Raw genomic sequence first — 25,053 nt, 5'->3', positions numbered from 1 at the left:
ATTATTCTTTTGGGTCCGGTTCGTTGAACAAATCTTCCAGTACTTCTTCCAGCACCGTGATGTCGTAGTCCTTCATGATAATCTTCCCGTCTATGTCCAACAAAAAATACATGGGCAGATATTCGATATTATACAGTTCGGACACCGACGTTCCCGGTTCGGCATCCGTATTTACGATAACTTGTGACCATGTTAGGTCGTATTTTTCGATGGCGTTTTTCCAAATATCAACATCGGGGTCGTCCGAGATACCGAGCACTTCAAAACCCTGTGCTTCATAGTGTTTTTCGAGGGAGCGTATTTTTGGAAAATTGTCGGTACAGGGCCCGCACCATGCCGCCCAAAAATCGAGTAACAAGTATTTTCCTTTGAAATCGACCAAAGACACCGACATGCCTTCGGGAGTACGCAAAGTAAATTCAGGGGCGGGTTTTCCGTTGCCCAATCGTTTTAGGGTATTGATTCGCGTTTCAAACTCCTTGTAATACGGATTGTTCGAGAGGCTTTTATCAAAGTTGGCGAGCAGCTGCTCCAATTCTTCAAGAGTATAGTCGATTTCACTGAGGCCATTCCCTTCGTACAGCATGATATACGGTGCAATCGGCGAGCTATTATGCCGCATCGCGAACTGCTTTCTTATCAAACTGGTTATTTCATCCTTTTCATCCGATATGGTTATCACATCTTCTTCCAATTCCGCCACAAACAGGGTGTCGTTTTCCTCCAAAGACTCCATTAAGCCATTCAAAAGCTTATTGAGCGGTTCAAATCGTTTTAGATTTTCGACCGAATCCATTTGCTTTCGGTACGCTTGGTAAACGGTATTGATTTCAGAGTTTTGAAATTCGGGTACTAACGGCAAGTACTTGTCCTCTAGAAACTGTTCTTGGGTCTCGCCGGTATGTAAGGTTACGACCGTTTCGCCCTCTTCCAAAAACAGGGGCAGTTCATAGGTGTCATCATAAACAAGGTATGCCGGTTTAGGGCTTTTGAGGCTTCCGTGTAGTACGAACTCGTTCTGCTTTACCGTTGTGGCGTCTAAAATAAGTTCCTCCCCTTCTCCAGAATATTCCACCAAACTAATGACTCCACTATTCATACCCTCTAGCTTTCCCGCTATCCGGAAATGATCCGGTTCCACTTTATGGTCGTTACAACCAGAAACCATCTGCAAAAGCAGGGCAACAAGAATCGGATATGTTAGCTTTCTGAGTTTCATTTATTTTTCGGGAATCAATTGTACCGTATTAGCTTTTATTTCATAGGTAAAAGATGCGTCTGCAGCAAAGGCGTTCAATATTTCGGGAAGGCTTTCAGTATGAAATTTTGCGGTAAAAAACTGCTTGTCGAGTTCGGCATCGGGGTTATTTATGGTTACGCCAAACCTGCGCTCCAAACTTTTAAGTATATTTTGGAAAGGCACACGCTTAAAAATGAGTTTTTGCGACATCCACGCCGTATGGTCGTAGGTGTTCACTTTTTGCAAAATCATTTTATGGGATTGTTCATGAAAGCTTGCTCGTTGCCCAGGCACCATTCTTAGAACCTCTTTAGTACTCTTGGCCTTAACCACTACGGAACCTTCTACTAAAACAGTCTGTGTACTTTTATATTCCGGATAGGCCGCTACGTTGAACTGTGTACCCAATACTTTTATTTCGGTATCGTCAGTACTGACTACAAAGTGGTCAGTGTCGCTTTTGGCTACATCAAAATAAGCTTGACCCACCAAACGCACCTTTCGCGTTTTTCCTTTTTCGAATCTCGACGGATATTTTAGCGTGGTACCGGCATCACAGTACACTTTAGTGCCATCGGAGAGCACCACCCGAAAAGTTTCACCGTAGGGCACTTGCAATTCGTGGTCGACGATAGGCGCATCGGCCGTTGTAGTGTCCTTCACATAGGCGAATTGTTTACCTTGTTTGAAACCCACAATCTTCCCATTTTTATTTTGAATGGATTTTTCATCGTTTTCGGAAAGATTGGCGATAACGCTACCATTGCTCTTCAGTATGATATCCCCTAATTGTGCTGTGCCGTCAACCGTGCTTTTAAAATTCTGCGTAGAGTTTCGATCCAAAAAATAGAAGACCCCTAAACCGATGCCCACAAGTATAGCGGCATATTTCAGCAATGGTCTGATACGATGTAGCAGAGGTTTGGAATCGATACTGTTCTCGTGGGCCATCTTTTTTTCTATGGATGCCCAAGCGCTATCCGAATCCAATTCCTCAAATTTGAAAATCGCATTGGTTACCGATTTTCGGTCGATGGTTTCAAAAAGGCGATTCAAATCCGTGGTATCTTCCTCTTTGGGAAGTACCCTGAACCACTTTTTGAGTAATAATATCGCCGTTTTTGAAAACTGCTTCACGCTGTTGTTTTTTAGTAAAACAACTCAAAAGCAAAAAGGTAGTATGTGGTAGAGGATTTTTTTGAAAAAAGTCTAAACGAGTTCAATATTAGCTGGACAGCAATAACAACAATGGCAAAATATTTTCAAGTCGCAATTTGACCATTTGGTCGCGAAGCGTAATCATTGCCTTTCGAATCTGCCCTTCTACCGTGCGTTCGGAGATGTTCCGCATTGCGGCGATTTCTTTGTATTTGTAATTTTTAAGTTTGTGGAGTATGAAAATATCCTTGCGTTTGGGCGGAAGACTGTCAATAGCCCTTTTGAGCAACTCCAAGCGATGGCCGGTAAGCGAATTTTCGAATGATTCCATTTCTAGAATGGCCTGCATCCGCAGCTCGTCCATCATTGTATTTTTACGCCCCTCTTTACGACAACGGTCCATGAACGTATTGTGAACTGCCCTGTACAGATAGGCGTTCAGCGAAGTGGTTATGACCAAACTTTCGCGTTTTGACCAGAGTTTCATCAAAGCATCTTGCACCACATCCTCAGAATGCCCGCTGTTGTCGGAAAGGCTGTAGATGTATTTGCACAATTTCGAATAATATAACGTGTACACTTGGGAAAAGGCATCGGTATCCCCGGCCCGTAAACCGGCGATCAACCTTTTTTCGTCTCCCTTTAAAATTACCATTGTACTAATTGAATTGGCATTGGTGCATCCACAAATAAAGAAAAAAATTAACAAAGGGATAAGGGTTTTTTAAACTTTAACCGTCTTAGGGTTGATAATTCCATCGAAAAATGCAAGGAAACGATATCGAAATCCTAATTGAAAAGTACCTGGAAAACACGCTTTCGGCCGAAGAGTCAAACCGGCTGGAAGAAATGTTGAAAGATGAAATAAATGCCGCCATTTTTAAGGAAAGAATCAAGAACGACTACGCGCTAAAGAATCAAAATAGGGAGTTCAACAGCGAGGAGGCATTTCAGAAGATACAGGCGAAAATCAAGGCGACATCCCAAATAAAAACCTTTGCATTACAGCCCTTGTTCAAATATGCCGCAGCAGCGGTTTTGCTTTTTGGTTTGGGACTGTTTTTCAAGTCCGTTTTACAAACTGATGCCACCAGCGCTTCGTCGAACAAAACGACCGATAAGCAGATACAATTAGAGTGGGACGACGGTAGCCAGCAAGTTCTGACCCATCAAGATGTTGATAGCATTCGGGGTAAAAACAACACCGTTTTGGGCTTTTTGAACAAAGGAAAACTAAGCTATACGCGGCGAGAAACAAGCTCTAAAATCCATAATACCATCAAAGTACCCTTCGGAAAACGCTTTCAACTGGAACTGTCCGACGGCACGCTCGTGCACCTAAACGCGGGCAGCCAATTGCGCTATCCGGTAAGCTTTCCCAGCGAGGGCAATCGGAAGGTCGTTCTCGAAGGCGAGGCATTTTTTAAAGTGGCAAAAGATAGCGCGCACAAGTTCATCGTCAATACGAATGACCTGAATATCGAGGTGCTGGGAACGGAGTTTAACGTATCGGCCTATTCGGAAGACACTTCCATCAAAACCACGCTGCGGGAAGGTTCGGTAAGAGTGTTCAGCGAGGATGGGGAACTCTATCTTCTTCCCAACGAACAGTCATCCTACGATAAAAATCTGGGCGATTTTAAGAAAAAATCCGTTAAAGTATCTCAGTTTACCAAATGGATGCAGGGCGAACTGGTGTTCCGTAGCATGCCTTTTTCCGAAATCATAAAAAAACTGGAACGCCATTTCGACGTGAGCATTATCAATAAAAATAAAGCGCTGGATAAGGAAAAATTTACGGCGCGGTTCGTCGATGAGAATATCGATCAGGTGATGTCGTATTTCAGTAAAAGTTATGGATTTGAATATACCATAGAAGGTAAAACGATTACCATCGAATGAAATGAATATAAAAGCAAACCGGAAGATGCTGTAACATCCCCCGGTTTTTTAAAAGCGATTACGGGTAACCACTAATAAGCATTCAAAAATATGAAAAAACTGACGGAGGGCACTATCGCGTGCCTGTACGTACTATTTAATCCGAGCCTAAAAATGAGGATCACCTATTTTCTGTTTCTGGCGTCGTTGCTGCAAGTGCATGCTAGCGCGTATTCACAGGGCAAAAAAATCAGTCTGGAACTGGAGAACGTGGCTTTGGAGACCGTTTTTGACCAGATCGAGGAGCTTACCGATTTTCGGTTTCTCTACAATAACGATTATGTAAACCTTTCGCGAAAAGTGTCAATCAGTGCAGACGAGCAGCAGCTAAAAAGCGTTCTGCGGAAGGTCTTTAAGGGTACCGATGTTGATTTTATTATTGTGGATAAACAAGTGGTATTAAAACTAAAGTCCCAGAAGGAAGATGACGGAACTACACTTACCCAATCTAAACCCCAAAGGGAAGTCAACGGTATTGTCTTCGACGAAGATGGTATTCCGTTGGCGGGCGTCAGCGTATTAATTAAGGATACGCAACGCGGGGTGGCGACAAATTTTGATGGGGAGTTTGCCATTGCCGCTCGTGAGGGCGAAACGCTATTGTTCAGCTACCTCGGTTTTCTAGATTTTGAAGTGCTTGTAGACGATGCAGATTTCTACGAAATCGAGATGATTTCCTCCGCCTTGCAGTTAGAGGGAGTCGAGCTACTCTCCACAGGTTATCAGAAAATCAGCAAAGAGCGGGCTACGGGTTCTTTCGCACAGGTCGATGAGGAAATACTGGATGCCAAGATCGAACAGAATATTCTATCTAAAATCATCAGCGAGGTTCCTGGCTTGGTAACCGATGCGAACGGAAGTTTGATTATTCGCGGACTGAGTTCCATCAATCCCGAGAATACTGCCCCCTTGATCGTAATCGATGGTTTTCCTGTGGAAACGAGTATCAGTTCCATCAATCCGAATGAGGTAAAGAGTATTTCTGTGCTGAAGGATGCTGCTGCCGCCTCGATTTGGGGTATCCGAGCGGCGAACGGTGTGATTTCCATAGTTACCAAAAATGGTAACCGAAACAACAAACTACAGATCGAGGTTTCCCAGAATACTGCGGTAACCCCAAAGCTAGATATTTTTAGTAGCAGCCTTGGTTCTCCCGCGACACAGCTAGCTTACCAAAGTGCCGTTTATGAGAATGGTGGGGCTTTCAATACAGGCAATCTATTTTCTGGTGAACTTGACCTGAACAGCTTTTCACCTTTAAATCCCATTATCGAAACCTTGTTATTACAAGAACGCGGAGATATCTCGGCCGAGGAGTCGCAGACCCGATTAGCGGCCTTGGAAAATCTCGATGCACGAAGGGAATACGCCAAATTCATTCTTCGACCAACGCGCTGGCAACAGTCTAACCTCGCTTTTTCTGGAGGTAGCGAAAATCACGATTTTAGGGCATCGGCCACTCATAATAGGAATGAAGGGGGTACGGTCGCAGATCAAGACGATCAGTTTATCATCAACTTTACCAACAGGCTTGATATTACGGACAAACTGAAAGCCAGAGCCTCCATCAATTTTTCGGAATCCGACATTGACTTCGGCCCTGACGAAACCTCCGATAATATCGCCCCCCTTAGCGATAGAACGGGAGTGGTCGGTTTTCTATCGAATATCCCGATAAACAGTCGCCTTGTTGATGACAACGGCAACTATGTGCCCTCGGTACTGGGGTCAAGTGCGCAAACTTCCCAATTGGCGCTTAATCGCGGATTCGCCTATCCGTGGACTTACAATACGAAACAGGAATTCGATAACGCTAACAACAATGTACAAAGTACCGAACTCCGCCTACAGGCGGGATTAGACTATGAGATCATCCCAGCCCTGACGGCAAGTCTTAGCTATCAGTACGAATGGAGCCAAGACAATGCCCGCAATCTGTATAACGAAAATACCTTTGCCACCAGAAACCGAGTCAATCTCTTTACAACTTTGGACGAATCGTTAAACGCCACCGCCAACCCCATACCCCGAGGCAGCATTCTCGATCTTGGTGCCACAACCAGCCGTGCAGAAACTTTTCGGGCGCAGCTCAATTACGATGCACTTTACAACGAGGGTCTGCATCAGCTGACGGCCATTGCGGGTTATGAGGTGCGAAAAACGGTGCTTGAAAGCAATACAGATAGGAAATATGGCTACGATGATCAATCTTTGGTATCTATCCGCCCCGATTTTACGACACCGTTTCCCCTACCCTTATCTCAAGAAGTGGACAGGCAATCACTGATTCCCGATAATTCTACCATAGGATTTATCGAAAACAGGTTTCTATCCTATTACGCCAACGCCGCTTATACTTTTGATGGGCGGTACACCCTTTCAGCCAGTACCCGGCTCGACGATACTAATCTTTTTGGGGCATCCGACAAATTCAGAAACATTCCGCTGTACTCCGTGGGACTCAAATGGAACCTCGGCAACGAAGGCTTTTTTGATCCGGAGACCATCAGCTCATTGCAGTTGCGTGCCACCTACGGCATCAATGGAAACGTCGATCGCAATACGAGTCCCTTTCTACAGGCGGCCATTCTTAGGGGCGATTTACCGTTTAACAATATTGCGTCTTTTATACGAACCGTACCCAACCCCGAACTGCGTTTGGAAAAAACCCGTACCCTGAATCTTGGCATCGATTTCGGATTCTTTAACGAACGTATTTCTGGAAGTGTTGAATACTACAAAAAGAATAGCGAAGACCTGTTGGCGAACCGTAGTTTTAACCCCACTTTGGGCATTGTCGGTGCCTTGTCGAATATCGGAAAACTGACCAACGAGGGCGTTGATGCGAATATCGCCTTGAAATTGGTTGACGCCGACGTCTTTAATTTTACGACCTCGGCCAATTTTGGTCTGAACACCAATACCTTGACGCAGGTAGATGTGGTGAACAACAGTGTTTTTGATTTTGTTAACGGACAGTCGAATGTGGTGGGCAATCCGCTACAGAGCGTGTACAGTTTTAATTTCGCGGGACTCGACCGTAACGGCGCACCCCAATTTTTAAATGAAAACAACGAGATCGTCGATTTCAGGACGGATATCACCAACGTAGATGCCCTGATTAACGAAGGAACCTTGGTGCCTAGGTATTACGGCTCGTGGATAAACGACATTCGCTACGGAAATTTTGCGCTGCGGGTACTGACCACCTTTAAAGCAGGTCATGTATTTTGGTACGGGGATGATTTTGGAGGTTATTTTCCGTCCTATGTACCATCGGGATTTCAGTCCGCCAACGTACCGGAAGATTTCAATGCCCGCTGGCAGCAACGCGGTGATGAGAACACCACTGACATTCCCGCATTTCCGAACTTTTCCGATTCCTTCGCGGTGGGTTACGAAAACCTGAAAAAATCCGATAAATTTTATGATTCCGCCGCCCATATCCGGCTGAGCCAGATCAACCTTCGGTACACCTTTTCACAATTTTTGACCAAAAAACTCGCTATGAAGAGCCTACAGATAGGGCTTCAAGCAGATAATGTCGCCGTTTGGGATTTTAACCGTTGGAACGTAGATCCTGAAAATTTCTTTATCGGCCAACAGCCGACGTTTACGTTGAACCTTAACGCATCCTTTTGATGAGAATAAGTATAAAAATCATACGATATACGAATTTGATGGCAGTAACGCTGATACTCTTATCGGCTTGCTCGCGGGAAAATTATTTAGATATCCAGCCCAAAGGTGCGGTCATTCCGACCACCTTGGAAGATTACCGATCGCTATTAGATCAGGTAAATCCCCCAGAACTGGAATTTACCCAACCGCTCTCCCAAGGCTTTAACGAAAAACACGCCATTAGCTATTATCTGAACGATGATAATTTTATCTCTAGCGGACTGGTCGGCTCTTTCGGGCTGCCGCGTTCCGCCCAAAGGGCCTATCTATTCGAAGATTCCTTTTACTCCGCCTTGGAAGATGATGGTGATTGGAACAACTACTACAAGCAGATTTACACCGCCAATATTATTTTGGATGGCTTACAGGATGTGACCAACGCAACTACCGCTCAGATTGCCGAACTAGTGGCAGAGGCTAAATTACATAGGGCTTATGCCTACTTCAATTTGGTGAACCTTTACGGTTTGCATTACAATCCCGCCTCGGCGGGTAGCGATTTAGGCGTACCTATTCGGGAAGGCATCGCTTTGGAAGACGTTGACCTGACCCGCGCATCGGTGCAGGAAGTCTATGACCTGATTTTGGATGACATTACAGAAGGCATCCCGAATTTAGAAGATATTCAACCCCTGAACCGAAGTTACAGACCTTCGAAGGCAGCGGCTTACGGACTCTTGTCCAAAGTTTTACTTTTTCAAGGGAATTATGCGGAGGCTTTGGAAAACGTCGACCTCGCTTTAGATTTATACGGTGTTTTGAGGGATATCAATGATGACCCTTTTAATTCCTTCAATCCCGAATTAAAATCGCTGCCCTTGCAACTGAACGATGACCAGATTATCTGGTACAAAGACATTTTCCAGAACACTTTTGTGCAGGAGGAATTTTTAGAAATTTATGAAGATAACGACATTCGAAAGCAATGGTTTATAGAAGTCAGGGCGTTTTTTGGCGATGATGTGGACGGATTCTATTTTGGTGCGGGCAATGATAACTTCTTTTATTCCGATGGTATCACCACCCCTGACTTGTATCTGATTCGTGCCGAATGCAATGCCCGATTAGGAAATACCGCTGCCGCGAACGCCGCCCTGAATGCCTTGCGTGAAAATCGGTTTGAAACCGGGACGCATACACCCCTCAATATTACGGATAATGCCGAGCTGTTAGACTTTGTTAAAGAAGAACGCAGGCGGGAAACTGTGGGCGGCCCAGACCGCATGTTCGACATCAAACGCTACAATCTGTTTGACGAAGACGGTATTTCACTGACACACATTTTGGGCAGTGTAAGTGCGACCTTGGAGGCCAATAGTAAGAATTGGGCCATTCCGATCGGCTCGAAATACATCCAACAAAACCCTGAAATAGAACAGAATCCACGTGATTGAAAAACAGCTTATGATGAAGTACCTCTCATTTTTAATAACATGTATCCTAATTGCGACGCTAATTTCCTGCTCCGAGGAGGAGATCAAGCCCACGGTGGTTTCTACGGAAGACTATTCCGCTGAAACCTTTTCTACGGTAATGGTGGGTGATACGGTGGGCGTCGTTCCCGGCACCTCGAACAAGGGCACGGTGGCTTACACCATTCTATCTCAAACCCCGCAAGGTGCGTTTACTATCGGGGAAAGCTACGGAGAACTTATCGTTGCCGATGCATCCGCTTTTGATCCGGTGGCGAATCCTGAGATGAATTTGATGGTAGAGGTAAGGAAGGAAGACGTTTCAAAAACATCCAACGTGACCATTAGCGTGGTGGAAGGTGCTGCCTGTCCGCAAGTAGATTTATCCCCGTGGATGGGTAATCTTAGCGTTGTTGAAGAAGGCTTTGATGTGTTGGAAGGCGTAGGTTCGGGAGACGAATGTGGCATCCTAGTGGTCAGCGTTTTAGACCCCTTCGCCGTTGATGTAGGATGCGATCAAGAGACCATGATGACCCTTCAGCTGCAACCTTCCTCCGAAGGAGAAAACAACGGAACGGTAACCGCCGAAAATCAACGCTACGACTGTTTGGTCGATACCCCTTTGGAATTTGATGCCACTGGCAGCTATGATATCGATAGCGGAATCATTACGCTGGACTACGTGCTGTACCAAGAGGGCAATGAACTTTATGGTGGAATTTTGACGATTACGAAAAATTAAAGTTGAGAAGTGATGAGAAAAATGATAAGTAGAGGGCTTGTAGCAAGAATTCTGAAACGTAAAATATTGAAAATTAAGGAATAATAAGTACGATAATAGAAACCTAGGATAACACTAAAACCGGAACAATGAAAAATCCACTAAAAATGAAAAATATCGAAAAATACTTTGGCATACTCTTTTTGCTAGTCGCGGTTGCCTGCTCAAAAAACGATAACAATGACCCGCCACCCAAAGAAGAAGAAACGACCACCGTAACCACGGCCGACCTGTCCGCGACTGTAATGGCAGACGTGCAGGCCGGCGATGTGGTAGGTACGGTTACGGGAAGTTCCAATAAAGGAGCGGTCTCCTTTGCGATTACCTCTCAATCTCCCGACGGGGCCTTGGCCATCAATGCGACCTCTGGCGAGATCGCGGTCGCCGATGCCAGTCTGTTCGACCCTTCGGTGAACCCAGAAATCACGGCGGAAGTGGAAGTCAGCAAAGACGAGACCAAAAAGACCGCAGCGGTTACCATCACGGTCATGGCCGTCTGTAACCAACTCGATCTTACCGCATTTACGGGAGACCTCATCGTGGCACAGGAAGATTTTGAGTCCATTCAGGTTACCGGTGTTGCCGCCGATTGCGGGGTGCTCACCTTACAGGGAATAGACCCCTTTACCATAGGTTGTACCGATGAAACCGAGGTCGTACTTACTTTGACGCCCTCCGCTGACGATGCCAATCAAGGCACTTTGATCGCAGATCCGCAGGACTATAATTGTCTTGAGGGTACTCCGCTAACCGTTGAAGCAAATGGCACCTATAACATTACTGACGGCGTATTGACCATAGATTACGCTACGGTCCCTGGGGAAGGAGAAGAGTCGATATCAGGCACAGTGTCGATCACCATGGGGACGGTAGACAATACCGATACCGATGGCGACGGGGTCAAGGATTCCGAAGATGAGGCGCCCATGGATCCGTGCCTTCCCGCGCAACAAGCCGGCTATGCCCTATTCGATAACGTAAACGATATATGGGGCGCTGGGGATTGCGACGGCGATGGACTCACCAATTTGGATGAAAGCCTCGATGGTACGGACCCCTACAATTCCGATACCGACGGGGACGGGGTTGCCGACAATACTGATGAAAATGCGACAGACCCATGTCTACCCGTTCAGAGCGAAGGCTATACGGGATATGACGTTGAAAATACGCTTTGGTCCGCTTCGGACTGCGACGGCGACGGCATCAATAATGGCGTAGAAGTGACCGATGGCACCGATCCGTATGTGATTGATGGCGAAGGCTGTACTTCCGAAATCGATACGAGCGTTTGGAACGGCCGCTTAGATCTTGAAGAGGACTTCGAAGGCGACCTGATACTCACCGAGGCCAATGGCGTAGCCGGATGCGGAACCCTGACCTTGGTCGGCGATTTCCTTTCCTTTGGATGCGAAAGCAGCAGTGCACCAAGCGTAATCCTAGTCCTCACCGCCAGCTCAGAGGGCGCTACCGACGGCACCGTAGTTGCGGAAAGAAGCAGTTACGACTGTTTGACGGACACGAACGACGAATTCGAGGCTTCGGGCACCTACGACGAGACAACGGCGACCATTATATTGGACTATACCGTCTATTCAGAGGGTGAGGAATCTTTTTCCGGGACGTATTCCGTGAAACCCCAGCAATAAATAAAAACGGCCTTTTATTAGTTTTAACAAGAGGCCTGTTTTCAAGTAGTTAAAGACAATGTTGAATAAAATTACGGGCAAAGACTTTAACTCGGAACAGAGTATAATAATCAATAAGAAGCAAGCGTTAAAATCGGTTTTCGAAAGGTATTACAAACCTCTAACGGTTTTTGCAAATAAATTTGTCCCAGTAATGGGGACATGCGAAGATATGGTACAGGATGTTTTTATGTCCGTCTGGCAATCGCAGGCAGAATTTTTAAACGAAAAGGTCTTGCGTTCCTATCTCTATAAAACGGTCAAAAACAAATGCTTGAATTATCTGAAGCACGAAAGGGTAAAGCACACTTATGAGAAGGAAATGATAATCCACTTGGAGGATGCCCATATCGTTGAACAAAAGGAAGTAGAAATAGAAACAGCACGATTGTTACATGAAGCCATAGGTCAATTGCCCGACAGACAAAGGGAAGTTATTTTAAGAACCATGAAAGGGTTGAAAAACGATGCAATATCAGAACGAATGGGCATACGATTGCAAACTGTAAAAACGTTAAAATCCCAAGCATATAAGCGGCTACGAACCTATTTTAAACAACTGGACAACTAATAACGCGCAGCATATACATACTATGAATTTAAAAATACTACGATTGTAATACCATTAACTTCTTGAGCTGAAATAAGCCTTTAAGGTAATTTTTTGAGTTAGTCAGCTAGAATCCGCCTCAGGTCAAACTGTTGCGGATTCTTTTTTTTAGGTTCTCGTCCAGTTTCCCCGACAACCTTGAACAGGTATATCAATAAAGACGGGGTTTTGACAAAGTGAAGGGTGTAATAGGTAACCGAATAGGTCTCGCTAAATATGGTATTAAAACTATTCAAATGAAACCAAGGAAAATATAAATCCTTGGTTTTCATTTGTTTAGTTACAAAATGGTATTAAAAAATACCTTTTCTGTCGGGATGACAGGATTTGAACCTGCGACCACTCGACCCCCAGCCGAGTGCGCTACCGGACTGCGCTACATCCCGAAATAATCAAAGAAACGTTGACCTAACGAATCTCTTGTAGTTTTTCAAAAACCCCAGAATGCCCTGTAGTGCAGTTTATCCTGAGCTTGTCGAAGGGCTACACCCCGAAAATTGTCGGAAATCAACAATTCAATTTATCTATAGTTTTACTTACTACCCAAAATTAACCGTAGTACAGTTTATCCTGAGCGTAGTCGAAGGCTACATTCCATAATCGGATGGCAAAAATAGAAAAGTGGTTCGTAATTCAGTAAGAATTCTTGAAAAATTTAATCCTTTTCCAAATTACTCATCCAAGTGATAAACTTTTGAGGCCACTCTTCCAAATATGGCGTTCCCTTTGCCAAACTAAAACCATGTCCCCCTTTTTCGTAAAGCAGCAAAGATGATTTACTTCCTCCTCTTTGGGTCGAAAGAATCCCATGAAAAAATTCACTGTTCGCTACAGGCACAACTTCATCATCCATAGCATGGACGATAAAAGCGGAAGGAGTATCATCCATAACATGAAGTTGGCTTGAAAATTTATGTACTAAAGTTGTTGGTGCATTCTTCCCCAAAAGGTTTTCTTTAGAACCCTGATGCGTTTTCTCTCCCATTGTGATTACAGGATAGATTAACGCCATAAAATCGGGACGCGCACTCAAATTATCTATAACATCAATAGAATCATATACCTTAACATTGTATTTGGTTCCTAAAGTCGAGGCCAAATGTCCTCCTGCGGAAAATCCGATGATACCGATTTGGTCTGAATCTATATTCCACCCATCCGCATTGCTACGTACCAACCTCATTGCCCGCTGTGCATCTATAAGTGGTACATTATATTTTTCAATATGTGATTCATCCGAAGGAAGTCTATATTTCACCACTATTCCTGCAATACCATGTGTTTTTAAAAAATTTGCAATATCAGTGCCTTCCCAATCGTAAGCCAATATGCCGTACCCTCCTCCTGGAAAAATCAACACCGCTTTACCGGTGGCTATCGATTTTTCAGGTAAAAACACCTCTATGGTAGGCTCTTGTACGTTTTTGATTCGCAGTATATCTGTCCGTTCCCGATATTCTTTAGTATGGGTTCCAATTTGATTGGGTACTTGCCCTTCTGGCCACAAAGAAATAATCAATGTTCTTGGAGCGCAACCCATAAAACCTAGCGATGTAAAAACGAGGCAAATCTTTACAATATTAATCAACCTCATCACATTTCCATTTAAAGTTGGCTACTTTTTCATTTGATGCGGAAGACAGGTTATAATGCCACCATTCCGTACGGATGGACCAAAAACCGTGGGCCTCCATGGTCTCTTTCAAAAGTTTTCTATTCGCTAGCACCTGTTCGGGTAAATTAAAATTATCATGATAGGCACGTTTTCCGAAAAAATCAAAATCGGTTCCCATATCAAGCTCTTTTCCTTCCAATGTTTCCAAGGTGATGTCTACGGCACCGCCTTTATTATGAATTGATCCTTTTTTTGGGTTTGCTACATATTGTGGATTAGGAACTATCTCCCACATCTTATATTGTACGGAATTAGGCCGGTAGCAATCAAAAAACTTTATACGCACCCCTTTTTTCTTAAAATCCGTATTTGCTTTGATAAGAGCCTTTGCAGTCTTTATCCGAGTGTAACATTCAGCACAGTCATAAACTTTTTCTTTAAGAAAGTTGTTCTCGGTGGCATACCTTAAATCATATGCAAAACTATCGTCATAATCCGCTAAGCGAACAAATGTAGTATCTGCTAAATTTTCAAAGGTCTTGAGTTTTATTTTAGCAGACTGTTGTGGTATTGTATCAGAAACTAAAGTGTCTTTGGGAACGTCTATCGCCGTTTTGTTTTCACTTTCCTTGATTTGTTGGGTTTTATTGTCCTTACAGCTTGAAAAGATTATTGCAAAAAAAAACAATAGCGATGGGAACCTCATGCTTTAGTTTAATTTATTAGTATTATCTAAAGATAAGACAACAACCTAGAAAAGCGAAACTTCTAATTTTTAAGACTTTCCAACAATCTATTAAATTTTAAGTATAAGGGGGGGCAAAATTGGTGAAAGGAACATAAAATTATAATCCTGTTCAGTAAGTCGAAATATAAAACTGTGTACCAAAAAATAGAAAAAAAAGCTTTTCCTTTTTTCATACCTCATGATACCCTGATATTTTTTGCTTAGGTCAGTAAATTACCATTTTCATCCCATTCGGCAATCACGTTCCGTTTGCTTTGATCTACGCACTTTGCAATCCATTCCGGGTCGTACGCTACTCCATGTTGGTCCAAAACGTCTTGGGGCACACCGTCCCAAACATTGGGTTGGTTTCCCTTATAACCCAAATCGGCAATACCTACTTTGGAAGTATAATAACCCGTTACCGTAAGGTTCCGCATCAAAGCAAAAAATTGGATTTCCAAGGGTTGTTCCTCTAAGGGAATTTCAGGATCATGCCAACAAATTTCATCACAAATTTGCTGCTGTTGTTCTAAAGTGGCCGATTTAAATTCAGTTTCAAATTCGGTATTACTTTTATGGTCCAACCACATTAGACCGCCTAAAAGTATATTTTGCATTTCCGGAATATCCTTGCCCATAAATTCAATAAATTCAGGAACTTCTGCTTCAAGAGGGCCACCATGAGGCTCTTTTGGCGGCAATATCACCGTACTCAAAACCGCAATGGTATCCATTTCATGATCGTTGAACAGCTGCTCCGCATTCAATTTTTCAATACGCTCCAGCTCTTCCGGTGTTCTGCCAAAATATTTCTCATCTGTTTTTACCTCCAACGCTGTATCTTTGGAACTCTTTTCAGTTTTACATCCGTGAAAGGCCAAAGCCGATGCGCTGGCTCCCAAAATCATGGTTTGTATACTTTTTCTTCTGTCCATCATTCTAGATATTTTGTTGTTTCAATTGTTCAATAATGTAGTCCGAAGCTCTCCAAGAAAGTGCCATAATGGTCCAAGTACAATTTTTATCGGCCTGTGAAACAAAAGGTCCTGCATCCACAATAAAAACATTGTCCACATCATGTAGCTGATTAAACTTATTGGTCACGGACGTTTTTGGGTCGTTCCCCATTCTTGTTGTTCCGACCTCATGGATAATTTCTCCCGGTTTGTGCAAACCATAATCTTTATCCGCTCCCGGCTTTTCGCCAAGATAATGTCCTCCCATGTTATGAATTATCTCCTCAAAAGTGTCCTGCATGTGTTTAGCCTGCTTTACTTCCAAATCGGACCACTTATACTTGAACTTCAATACAGGAATCCCATAATCATCAACAGTAGTGGGATCAATCTCGCAATAATTTTCCTTACGGGCAATGCCCTCGCCTCTTCCGCCAAAACCTACAACGGAACCATAGTACTTTTTAACATCGTCCCGTAAACTATCGCCATACCCACCTACTTTGAGTCCAAAAAACTCATTAAAGGCATTCGTGTCAAATCCAAAGCCGTAGTTGGGTTGTCCCATGCCTCCCCAGACTTCAATATGATACCCTCTTGGAAAGTCCAACTTGGAGTTATCTCCCCACCAAGGCGAGTACACGTGCATTCCTCCTACGCCATCCTCGTTATAGGAAACATTCCTGTTCATTAGCCCGGGAACAAATCCCGCGGCACTGGCTCCCGTGGAATCATGAAGATATTTACCAATCAAATTACTACTATTGCCCAAACCATTGGGATGTTGTTTGCTTTTTGAATTTAATAGAATTCTTGCGGAGCTACAGGCCGAGGCTGCCAGTACCACAATTTTTCCTTTTAATTTATACTCCTTTCTATCCAATTTGTTAATGTAGGAAACACCGGTAGCTTTACCTTCTTCGTCTGTCGTGACTTCCCTGACCATACTATTGGTATAGATGCGTACTTGACCACCACTCTTTTGAGCCGGAAATATTAAACAGCTCCCCGAAGAGAAATCCGCATATACTTGGCAGGACCTGTTACATTGTCCGCAATAAAAACAAACTCCACGTTCATTATTGATCCGTTTTGTGAGCATGGACAACCTACCCGGAATTACTGGAATACCGGATTTCTTCGCTCCATTTATATAGAACAATTCATGTAGTCTTGGTTTTGGAGGTGGCAGAAAAAAACCATCGGGATCATTCTCCAAACCTTCGTTGGTTCCAAAAACCCCAATTAGTTTATCTACCTTATCATAATACGGTTTTACATCATCATACCCAATAGGCCAATCATCACCATGGCCATCCCTTGTTTTTCCCTTAAAATCTTTCGGTCCAAATCGCAATGAGATTCTCCCCCAGTGATTGGTGCGCCCACCAAGCATTCTGGAACGCCACCATTTAAATTCGGTACCTTCTTCATGTGTGTAAGGCTCACCTTCTACTTCCCAATCGCCATAGGACATGTCCCATGCTCCAAAGGCACGGTCCGTGCCCGCACCTCTTCTCGGGGATTCGTAAGGCCATTTTAACTGGGTCATCGTTTTGGGATCTGCAGGGTCAAAAAAGGGGCCAGCCTCAACCACGGCCACATTAAGACCTGCATCTGCCAATTGTTTGGTGGCCATACCACCACCGGCACCGGATCCAACAATAATTACATCATAAACTTCTGAAGATTCTTTTATCTGCATAGAAAATTTGAATTGAATTGATTGGTTTTATTCTCCTATACAAGATACATCAATTATAAAATACCTAAATCATAAAAAGACCAAACGACATAATGGAATAGCTAAACAACAAATTAAAACAAACTAAATAATTACTGGACAAAGTATATCCTATTGATGTTGCGAATTATTCAACTTTAAAATCCAATTGTGATTACATTGCTTTTTTAGTGGAATCCCTTATTAGAAGACTTGTTTTTACCACCTTGGTCTCAAAAGGTGTTTTTAGCCCAGGATTTTCTATACGTTCAATGAGCATTTTGGCTGCAGTTTCCCCTATGTACTTACCGTGCTGACTTACCATGCTCAATGACGGTGACACATATTTGGACAATTGCCCGTTGGTAAAGCCAATAATGGAAATATCTTGTGGAACATTATATCCTCTTTTTTTTACTATATTTAGTATTTTGACGGTAGTCAATTCGTCCAAGCCCATAATACCATCAATCGTTTTGTAATTCAAAAGGAAGGACAATAACAGTTCCAGGTCATCCTTTTCGGTAAAGTCGATTATCAATTTGGGATCAAATTCCAAATTACTTTCCTCAAGACCTTTTTTATACCCTTCCAATCGTAATTTACCAACACTTGATTTTCCTATGGGCGAAACAAATGCAATGTTTTTACAACCAATATTCACAAAATGTTTTACCGTTTTATAACCCGCCTCAAAATCATCGACCACGACCTTATCACAATCAATTAGTTCCGAGACCCTATCAAAAAGTACCAAAGGAATACCGTTGTCAATAATACTCTGTAGTTCTTGAACCTTATGCTTGCGCTGCGTTTCCTCCGATAGGGAAACTATCAAACCATCAACCGTACCGGCATCCAAAAGATCTAAGGTTTTTGTTTCCTTTTTATAGGATTCATTACTGATGCACGTTACAATTGTATAACCGTGTTCATCTGCCACTTTCTCTATCCCATAGAGCACTTGGACAAAAAAATAATTTAAAATATCCGGAACGACCACACCAAGAGCTTTGGAACTCTTTTTAAGTAGGTTCACGGCCATTTTGTTGGGCTTGTAACGATGCTCCTTGGCGTATTGCCGTATCTTTAGTTTTAACGGTTTACTAATTTCATGACTGTCATGAACAGCCTTTGAAACCGTAGAAATAGAAACCCCAAAATGGATAGCGATATCTTTAAGCGTTATCTTCTTCATTTTTGGGTATAATAAGGCTGTCTAAAAAACATATTTTATTATCAATAACGCCCCTAAAAGTTTAGAGAGCGAATGTCAACAAACTAAAATGCAATACCTCTCATCTTCTATCGATATAATAGAACGGTAAAACGTGGTTTTTTAGACAGCCTAATGATTTTAAATATATTGATTGATGATATTCTCAAACAATTCCTGCTTGCCGCTCTGTAGTTCAAGCTCTCCATTTTCCTTTGCAATCTTGTACAAATCGGTCAATGCCAACTTACCGTCCTCAAAATCCTTTCCTTTACCAGCATCAAAAGAACTGTAGCGTTTTTCCCTAAGACTATTGTAAGCAGAAGATGTTATAATTTTATCAGCGGTCAACAAGGCTCTTGCAAAAGTATCTGCACCACCTATGTGCGCATGGAAGACATCATCCAAATCGGTTGAATTCCTTCTGATTTTTGCATCAAAATTAATTCCACCACCTTGGAGACCACCTGCTTCCAAGAAGACCAACATGGCTTCGGTCGTTTCTTGAATATTATTGGGGAATTGGTCTGTATCCCATCCGTTTTGGTAATCGCCACGGTTGGCATCCAGACTTCCCAGCATTCCCGCTTTGGCCGCAACCGCCATTTCATGCTGAAAAGTATGCTGTGCCAAGGTAGCATGATTTACTTCGATATTGATCTTAAAATCTTTCTCCAACCCGTATTCCTTTAAAAATCCGATTGCCGTAGCAGTATCAAAATCATATTGATGCTTACTGGGTTCCATAGGTTTTGGCTCAATAAAGAAATTTCCTTTAAAACCTTGCCCGCGTGCATAATCCCTCGCCATGGCCAAAAACCGACCCATATGGTCCAATTCCCTTCCCATATCCGTGTTCAAGAGCGACATATACCCTTCGCGACCGCCCCAAAACACATAGTTTTCACCATCCAAGGCCATAGTAGCGTCCAAAGCCAATTTAATCTGACCGCCAGCTCTGGCCACGACATCAAAATCCGGATTGGTGGCTGCGCCGTTCATATATCTTGGATTTGAAAAACAATTGGCCGTTCCCCAAAGCAGTTTGATTCCGGATTCTTTCTTTTTTTCTTTGATGTAATCCGTAATCGTAGCCAATCTCGCTTCCGATTCCGAAAAAGTAGCACCTTCTTGAATTAAATCAAAATCATGAAAACAGAAATAATCAAATCCCATTTTACCAATGAACTCAAAAGCCGCATCTGCCTTATTCTTAGCAGCTTGTATTGGGTCATTTGATTGGTCCCATTCAAAATTTTGGGTTCCCGGACCAAATGGATCAGCTCCCTGACCACAGAAGGTATGCCAATACGCTATGGCAAATTTAAAATGTTCTTTCATGGTTTTCCCAGCAACAATTTGCTCAGGATTATAGTATTTGAAAGCCAAAGGGTTATCGGATTCCTTTCCTTCAAATTTAATTTTGCCAATACCTTTAAAATATTCCTTGTCTCCTAGTAAAGCCATTTTGTCAATTATTTATTATTTAAAATTAGTTCGAGTTCTTTTTTCCAAATTTGATATGCCTTCTCATAACCTTTTTTGTCCTTTAAAGGCTTGTATGTCATCACATAATCATTTTCCATAATATTTTTTCCGAAGGATTCAAAATCTCCCTTATAGAGTGATGCTGCTCTAGCTGCCCCGATAGCTCCTGTGGTATGATAAATTTCGATATCATGCCCAATGAGCGTAGCAATGGTTTCCGAGAAAATTTCCGAACGGAACAGATTATCGTCTCCCGCTCGTATCACATTGATTTTTATACCGTCCGTTTTCATAATGTCCATGCCATACACGAAGGAAAAAGCAATCCCTTCCAATGCTGCACGGCATAAATTTGCTTTGTCATGATTATTTAAGTTTATATTCACTACACGTGTTCCAATTTCTTGATTATCAAGCATCCGCTCCGCTCCATTACCAAAAGGAAGCACCACTACCCCATCCGATCCAACGGAAACTTTAGAAGCCAATGTGTTCATCTCCTTATAGGAAGTAACATCCAAATTGTTCAACAGCCATCTATATTGTATTCCAGCACCATTGATACACAACAATTTCCCGATTTTAGGAGCGGCCCCTTTACTATAATTCACATGGGCAAAATTGTTAACACGGGCACTTTCTTTTACGGAAAGACTATCCGTAACGGCATAAACCACTCCAGAAGTACCACCAGTGGCCGCTATCTCACCAGGATTGAAAACATTCAGGGACAAAGCATTATTCGGCTGGTCTCCCGCGCGGTAGAGAATAGGCGTTCCCGAGGCCAAGCCACTTTCGGAAGCCCCTTTTTTGTTTACGGAACATTGTTTGGAGAAAGTATCAACTATTTCAGGTACCAAAGACTTTTCAAAACCATAATGTTCCAATAAAAACTGTGCAACATCATCTGATTTGAAATCCCAAAAAATACCTTCTGAAAGCCCTGATACGGTAGTATTCATTTCACCAGAAAACTTATAGGCAATATAATCCCCTGGAAGCATGAATTTGTGAATCTTTTTGAAGACTTCCGGTTCGTTGTCCTTGACCCATTTTAATTTGGAAGCCGTAAAATTTGCCGGGGAATTCAATAAGTTTTCCGAGCATTTCTCGGTGCCGATAGCTTCAAAAGCATCCGCTCCTATCTGAACGGCACGACTATCGCACCAAATAATGGAATCACGCAATGCATTTCCATCTTCATCAACCAAAACCAATCCATGCATTTGATATGATATTCCAATGCCCTTGATGGCATCGGCAGAAATGTTATATTTCTTCTGTATTTTTTGAATGCCCTTGCAGATATGTTTCCACCAATCATCCGGGTGCTGTTCTGCCCAACCGTTATTTACGGCGAGCATGGACATCTCTTTTTCCGGCTCTTGTATTACGCCAATACTTTTGCCGGTTTCAATAGCTACTATTGCAATTTTAATAGAAGAGCTTCCTATATCAAGACCTAAATGGTACATTGGTTTTACTTTATAATTAGGGGTGTAATTTACTTTCCCTTAAAAATAAAGCAAATGGTTCACTTAACTTCACTTTCTGGCTCAATAAGGTTTCCTAAAACGATATCGATACAAAAAATATCAAATGATATTAAAATAAAATATTGAAAATCAATCACTTATAATATTTTCGTGATTAACGAAAATTTTCGAAAGGCTTTTCGTAAAAAACCACTGCTACTAAGTTCTTGGGGGGATTTGGGGAATTTTAAACATTTTGAACCAAATAGCAGTAGGTTTTATTTTACATGGATTGTAACTTGGTGAGCGCTTCCGATTTGGAATTAACATCCAATTTTAAATAAATGTTCTGAATGTGGAAATTCACTGTACTTGTGGTAACAAAAAGTTTTTCCGCTATCATTTTATAAGTAGCACCTTTACATAAATAGTCCGCAATCTGATTTTCCCGCTCTGAGAAAAACTTAAAGGATTTACGTTGAAAATTAGAGACTATCTGTTTTACGATATCGTTGCTTATGGTAGCTCCTTCTTCTTTTACGCAGGTAAGTGCATGATGTAATTTTTCCGCATTCAATGGTTTTGTCAAATAACCGTTTGCGCCTTTTTTGAAAGCTTTCTTGACAACATCAAACCGGTTGTTTTCACTGACCATTATGATTTTTAGGCCCCAATCTTTTCTTCTTAAGGGCTTAATGGCATCAATTCCTTTCATTTCCGATAAATCAATTTCAGAAATAACAATGTCCGGGCGTAATCTTTTAACATCCTTAAGTGCAGGAGTAACTTTATCATAAAAACCGACTAAATCATATTTCTCGAAGCTTTCAAAATAAGATTCATAGGCACTTTCTAACAATCGGTCATTTTCAATGACCATAATTTTCATGGTATTTGTAAGCATAATAAGTAGGGTTTTCTTGTAGTATCCGGGGGGGGGATTATTATACAAGGGTTAGTATTAATTTATATTAAGATTTGGGTATTCTAGTAAAAAACAATTAGACAAAAGCAAGATTAAAACGATGCCAAAATCTCAAAATTGGGCAAAGGTTTTGCTATACACCGCCAAATAAACTTTCAAAATATTTGAAAAGTTATGAAATTAGCAATCGTAAATTCCTTGTTCTGAAAATTGAAAAGCTATCCTTTGGTTAAGAGGATATTTTGATGAAAATGTATTCTAAAATTGTAGAGCGATTTTAGAAAATTGTTCGCGACTAAATTGTCCGTTGCATTGTGTAGGTAGAAATGTTCCATGTCTTTGGGGGATTTGGGTTAACAATCGGTATTTCTAATAGTTCATTATCAAAACTAAGTAATTTTAAAATATATCGGATAAATACGTAGGTTTTTTCGTTCAACTACATAATTTTATTGTAGTTCATCGATTTTTTGCATTTCATCGATTCTAAAAAAATTGAATTTTACCAAAATATCCGTTGAAAAACATTCATGAACAAAAAAAGGAGGGGACCCAGTTATCCCCCCGGATACTACCCCTCCTCTTGTCGACAATTTACTCAAACATTAGAAATACTAAAACCCGATGTCGCACATATAAATTATCATTACCCTTATAACTCGATAAACGGTATACTTATTACTTTTTATTCTTAATATTCGTCCTCTTCAAAAGTGTTTGAAACCGTGGCCATAGAATTATCTACCTGCATTATCCACTTTTCGTCCCTATATTTTCCGTTCAAATCCGAAACGAATGCTGTTTGTGCATCGTTCTTATAATCATAATCTGCCAAATACACATAGTGCAATCCATTTTCCTTGTTGTAAAATTCCTTGGCATCAACACCTTTCTTTTTAAGGTCTTCCATAAAAGCTTTCAAATACTTCTTGTTGGAATACACATTGGCAATTACGTAGTATCCTGACTTTACACCGACCAAATCCGATTCTCCCAATACTTTTATCGGCAAATCCTTAAAATTCATACGTCTATCGTTCTCATATGCCTCATCTATGTCTTTTTGCATATCATTTGCAGCCATAGCCGTATTTTCTTCTTGGCTGAAATCGTTCAAGTTTGTTTTGATACTGTTCTTAATGTCATTCCTCAACAATCTCACTACCGTTTCAAAACGCTGTTCGAATGCTGCTGTACGTGCTTCTTCTATAGAATCCTGACGCAAGATCAATTCATCCAAAATCATTCTATTCTGGTATGCCAAAGAGCTTTCCTCCTCAACAGATACGTTTATGTTCTTTCTTTTGGATTTCTTTCTGGCACCATCCCTTTCTGCAATAAGATTGGCAATTTGCTCCTCGTAGTTGCGTACAATACGGTCTACCTTGCTATCATGGGAAGCATCTGCCATAATAGTACCGGAGATATCGTCTTCCTTAAATTTGTAGGCCAACGAAATCTCGTGGTTCCACCCTAAATTGGCATTTTCCTTGGCAATATCTTTCTCCATTAAATACCCGATAGACATTCTTTCACTTAAATTGAAGCCTACCCCGGCAGAAACGCCATACTCATCATCTACTGTAGTCTGCAACCAACCATATCTTGGCAGGTCCAATAACAGAGAGCCTAAGTAAGAGATACTGCCATCTATATTTTGACCTACTTGTGCCAAAGGCATTAACCTTGCATTTTCAAATAGTCCTCTACTATTCTCAAAATTATGCGTGTATTGCACGGATGCCTTTACACTGTTCATATTTAAATTGGTCAAAAACTCATTGGTAGTCTGGTTATAGCGAAGTAAATCCTGTGCATACAATCCAAAATCAAAACTTCCTACCGTTAAATTCACTGCAGGTTGTACCGCAATTTTACTTTCTTTTCTTGCTTCTGCGATTACTTCATCATTTTCCGAGGTAACCACACGGTTTTTATCCAAGCCTTGATTAAAATAAGTTACATTGGTCCCAAAAGTCAAGGCACTCTTTTCTCCCAATTTTACGGCGGTAGCATAGTTGGCATTGAAACCAAATTCCTGTACCACACCGGACCATTGGCTATACACACCAATACCCACGGCCGTTCTATCATTTAATTTATTACTGAAACCTAGGAAATAATTTTGGCTATTATCATCAAAGGTGGCATATTGATTCCTGTGAAGGATATTTAAATATGATTTGTTCTCACGCACCAATGAAAATGTGGGATTTATTAAATATCGATTAAAAAATAATTGATTATGGTACGTGCTACTAGAGTTCAAGTTCGTATTGACGGTCTCTTGAGCTTTTAAGGATACGTTTCCAAGAACTGTAAACAGAACTACGCTAAGACCTAACTTTATGATATTTGTGTATGTGCGGTTCATCTGGGTAAATTTTAAGATTCGGGTAAATTTTGTCGTAAAG

The 25,053-nt window shown here is 41.9% G+C and carries 20 protein-coding genes and 1 tRNA gene; 6 read left to right on the top strand and 15 right to left on the bottom strand.

Going from position 1 to position 25,053, the window contains the following annotated elements:
* Position 1 precedes the first annotated feature (1 nt).
* The 3 genes from ACKWBX_RS08605 to ACKWBX_RS08595 form a co-directional block, all read right to left on the bottom strand.
* Entirely contained in the window at positions 2-1,219 is a 1,218-nt protein-coding gene (locus ACKWBX_RS08605) for a redoxin domain-containing protein (RefSeq protein ID WP_413968264.1), read from the bottom strand.
* Positions 1,220-2,377 (bottom strand): FecR family protein, encoded by a 1,158-nt coding sequence (locus tag ACKWBX_RS08600; protein ID WP_413968263.1) that lies wholly within the window; start codon positions 2,375-2,377, stop codon positions 1,220-1,222. It abuts the gene before it with no gap.
* A gap of 88 nt (positions 2,378-2,465) precedes the next feature.
* A complete protein-coding gene (locus ACKWBX_RS08595) occupies positions 2,466-3,053 on the bottom strand; it encodes an RNA polymerase sigma-70 factor (RefSeq protein WP_413968262.1) in 588 nt (195 codons plus the stop codon).
* A gap of 110 nt (positions 3,054-3,163) precedes the next feature.
* Here ACKWBX_RS08595 and ACKWBX_RS08590 point away from each other — a divergent pair, with 110 nt between their 5' ends.
* The 4 genes from ACKWBX_RS08590 (at position 3,164) to ACKWBX_RS08575 (ending at position 10,174) form a co-directional block, all read left to right on the top strand.
* Positions 3,164-4,300 carry a FecR family protein gene (locus ACKWBX_RS08590; RefSeq protein WP_413968261.1) on the top strand — a complete coding sequence of 379 codons (1,137 nt, stop codon included), beginning with the start codon at positions 3,164-3,166 and terminating at the stop codon, positions 4,298-4,300.
* A gap of 90 nt (positions 4,301-4,390) precedes the next feature.
* Complete coding sequence (locus ACKWBX_RS08585; protein WP_413968260.1) at positions 4,391-7,981, top strand: SusC/RagA family TonB-linked outer membrane protein; 3,591 nt, start codon at positions 4,391-4,393, stop codon at positions 7,979-7,981.
* Positions 7,981-9,414 (top strand): RagB/SusD family nutrient uptake outer membrane protein, encoded by a 1,434-nt coding sequence (locus ACKWBX_RS08580; RefSeq protein ID WP_413968259.1) that lies wholly within the window; start codon positions 7,981-7,983, stop codon positions 9,412-9,414. Before ACKWBX_RS08585 ends, ACKWBX_RS08580 begins: the two co-directional genes overlap by 1 nt.
* A 10-nt stretch (positions 9,415-9,424) precedes the next feature.
* Positions 9,425-10,174, top strand: a complete 750-nt coding sequence (locus ACKWBX_RS08575; RefSeq protein WP_413968258.1) for a cadherin repeat domain-containing protein — start codon at positions 9,425-9,427, stop codon at positions 10,172-10,174.
* Positions 10,175-10,277: 103 nt separating this feature from the next.
* Here the strand turns inward: ACKWBX_RS08575 and ACKWBX_RS08570 are convergent, their stop codons facing one another.
* Positions 10,278-10,511, bottom strand: coding sequence for a hypothetical protein (locus ACKWBX_RS08570; protein ID WP_413968257.1), 234 nt, complete (start codon positions 10,509-10,511; stop codon positions 10,278-10,280).
* Positions 10,512-10,647: 136 nt separating this feature from the next.
* On the opposite strand from ACKWBX_RS08570, the gene ACKWBX_RS08565 reads away from it, so the two are divergent.
* Together ACKWBX_RS08565 and ACKWBX_RS08560 are read left to right on the top strand one after the other, a co-directional pair.
* Complete coding sequence (locus ACKWBX_RS08565) at positions 10,648-11,862, top strand: hypothetical protein (RefSeq protein ID WP_413968256.1); 1,215 nt, start codon at positions 10,648-10,650, stop codon at positions 11,860-11,862.
* A gap of 58 nt (positions 11,863-11,920) precedes the next feature.
* On the top strand, positions 11,921-12,472 hold the full coding sequence (locus ACKWBX_RS08560; RefSeq protein WP_413968255.1) for a sigma-70 family RNA polymerase sigma factor: 552 nt from the start codon (positions 11,921-11,923) through the stop codon (positions 12,470-12,472).
* 98 nt (positions 12,473-12,570) lie between these two features.
* Here the strand turns inward: ACKWBX_RS08560 and ACKWBX_RS08555 are convergent, their stop codons facing one another.
* From ACKWBX_RS08555 to ACKWBX_RS08505, 11 genes are all read right to left on the bottom strand, one after another.
* Complete coding sequence (locus ACKWBX_RS08555) at positions 12,571-12,783, bottom strand: hypothetical protein (RefSeq protein ID WP_413968254.1); 213 nt, start codon at positions 12,781-12,783, stop codon at positions 12,571-12,573.
* A 40-nt stretch (positions 12,784-12,823) separates the two neighbouring features.
* Positions 12,824-12,897: transfer RNA gene (locus ACKWBX_RS08550), tRNA-Pro, on the bottom strand.
* Between the two features lie 269 nt (positions 12,898-13,166).
* Positions 13,167-14,105 (bottom strand): alpha/beta hydrolase, encoded by a 939-nt coding sequence (locus ACKWBX_RS08545; RefSeq protein WP_413968253.1) that lies wholly within the window; start codon positions 14,103-14,105, stop codon positions 13,167-13,169.
* The gene (locus tag ACKWBX_RS08540) at positions 14,092-14,832 is read right to left on the bottom strand and encodes a M15 family metallopeptidase (protein WP_413968252.1); all 741 of its coding nucleotides are present in this window, start codon (positions 14,830-14,832) and stop codon (positions 14,092-14,094) included. Before ACKWBX_RS08540 ends, ACKWBX_RS08545 begins: the two co-directional genes overlap by 14 nt.
* 242 nt (positions 14,833-15,074) lie before the next feature.
* Complete coding sequence (locus ACKWBX_RS08535) at positions 15,075-15,791, bottom strand: gluconate 2-dehydrogenase subunit 3 family protein (protein WP_413968869.1); 717 nt, start codon at positions 15,789-15,791, stop codon at positions 15,075-15,077.
* A 4-nt stretch (positions 15,792-15,795) separates the two neighbouring features.
* A complete protein-coding gene (locus ACKWBX_RS08530) occupies positions 15,796-17,517 on the bottom strand; it encodes a GMC family oxidoreductase (RefSeq protein WP_413968251.1) in 1,722 nt (573 codons plus the stop codon).
* Positions 17,518-17,710: 193 nt separating this feature from the next.
* Complete coding sequence (locus tag ACKWBX_RS08525) at positions 17,711-18,733, bottom strand: LacI family DNA-binding transcriptional regulator (RefSeq protein WP_413968250.1); 1,023 nt, start codon at positions 18,731-18,733, stop codon at positions 17,711-17,713.
* Between the two features lie 159 nt (positions 18,734-18,892).
* Positions 18,893-20,218 carry a xylose isomerase gene (xylA, locus tag ACKWBX_RS08520; protein WP_413968249.1) on the bottom strand — a complete coding sequence of 442 codons (1,326 nt, stop codon included), beginning with the start codon at positions 20,216-20,218 and terminating at the stop codon, positions 18,893-18,895.
* An 8-nt stretch (positions 20,219-20,226) separates the two neighbouring features.
* A complete protein-coding gene (locus tag ACKWBX_RS08515) occupies positions 20,227-21,714 on the bottom strand; it encodes a xylulokinase (RefSeq protein ID WP_413968248.1) in 1,488 nt (495 codons plus the stop codon).
* A 283-nt stretch (positions 21,715-21,997) separates the two neighbouring features.
* Complete coding sequence (locus ACKWBX_RS08510; RefSeq protein WP_413968247.1) at positions 21,998-22,618, bottom strand: response regulator transcription factor; 621 nt, start codon at positions 22,616-22,618, stop codon at positions 21,998-22,000.
* Positions 22,619-23,330: 712 nt separating this feature from the next.
* Complete coding sequence (locus tag ACKWBX_RS08505) at positions 23,331-25,013, bottom strand: PorP/SprF family type IX secretion system membrane protein (protein WP_413968246.1); 1,683 nt, start codon at positions 25,011-25,013, stop codon at positions 23,331-23,333.
* Between the last annotated feature and the right edge of the window lie 40 nt (positions 25,014-25,053).

The sequence above is a fragment of the Maribacter algae genome, assembly GCF_047345745.1.
Classification (GTDB): domain Bacteria; phylum Bacteroidota; class Bacteroidia; order Flavobacteriales; family Flavobacteriaceae; genus Maribacter.
This window is presented reverse-complemented; position numbering and strand designations above follow the sequence as displayed.

What these genes read in the sequence shown, in the direction of transcription:
- ACKWBX_RS08605 (WP_413968264.1), bottom strand. Translation starts at nt 1,219, where the DNA reads ATGAAACTCAGAAAGCTAACATATCCGATTCTTGTTGCCCTGCTTTTG.
- ACKWBX_RS08595 (WP_413968262.1), bottom strand. Translation starts at nt 3,053, where the DNA reads ATGGTAATTTTAAAGGGAGACGAAAAAAGGTTGATCGCCGGTTTACGG.
- ACKWBX_RS08590 (WP_413968261.1), top strand. Translation starts at nt 3,164, where the DNA reads ATGCAAGGAAACGATATCGAAATCCTAATTGAAAAGTACCTGGAAAAC.
- ACKWBX_RS08585 (WP_413968260.1), top strand. Translation starts at nt 4,391, where the DNA reads ATGAAAAAACTGACGGAGGGCACTATCGCGTGCCTGTACGTACTATTT.
- ACKWBX_RS08580 (WP_413968259.1), top strand. Translation starts at nt 7,981, where the DNA reads ATGAGAATAAGTATAAAAATCATACGATATACGAATTTGATGGCAGTA.
- ACKWBX_RS08575 (WP_413968258.1), top strand. Translation starts at nt 9,425, where the DNA reads ATGATGAAGTACCTCTCATTTTTAATAACATGTATCCTAATTGCGACG.
- ACKWBX_RS08560 (WP_413968255.1), top strand. Translation starts at nt 11,921, where the DNA reads ATGTTGAATAAAATTACGGGCAAAGACTTTAACTCGGAACAGAGTATA.
- ACKWBX_RS08555 (WP_413968254.1), bottom strand. Translation starts at nt 12,783, where the DNA reads ATGAAAACCAAGGATTTATATTTTCCTTGGTTTCATTTGAATAGTTTT.
- ACKWBX_RS08545 (WP_413968253.1), bottom strand. Translation starts at nt 14,105, where the DNA reads ATGAGGTTGATTAATATTGTAAAGATTTGCCTCGTTTTTACATCGCTA.
- ACKWBX_RS08540 (WP_413968252.1), bottom strand. Translation starts at nt 14,832, where the DNA reads ATGAGGTTCCCATCGCTATTGTTTTTTTTTGCAATAATCTTTTCAAGC.
- ACKWBX_RS08535 (WP_413968869.1), bottom strand. Translation starts at nt 15,791, where the DNA reads ATGGACAGAAGAAAAAGTATACAAACCATGATTTTGGGAGCCAGCGCA.
- ACKWBX_RS08530 (WP_413968251.1), bottom strand. Translation starts at nt 17,517, where the DNA reads ATGCAGATAAAAGAATCTTCAGAAGTTTATGATGTAATTATTGTTGGA.
- ACKWBX_RS08525 (WP_413968250.1), bottom strand. Translation starts at nt 18,733, where the DNA reads ATGAAGAAGATAACGCTTAAAGATATCGCTATCCATTTTGGGGTTTCT.
- xylA (WP_413968249.1), bottom strand. Translation starts at nt 20,218, where the DNA reads ATGGCTTTACTAGGAGACAAGGAATATTTTAAAGGTATTGGCAAAATT.
- ACKWBX_RS08515 (WP_413968248.1), bottom strand. Translation starts at nt 21,714, where the DNA reads ATGTACCATTTAGGTCTTGATATAGGAAGCTCTTCTATTAAAATTGCA.
- ACKWBX_RS08510 (WP_413968247.1), bottom strand. Translation starts at nt 22,618, where the DNA reads ATGCTTACAAATACCATGAAAATTATGGTCATTGAAAATGACCGATTG.
- ACKWBX_RS08505 (WP_413968246.1), bottom strand. Translation starts at nt 25,013, where the DNA reads ATGAACCGCACATACACAAATATCATAAAGTTAGGTCTTAGCGTAGTT.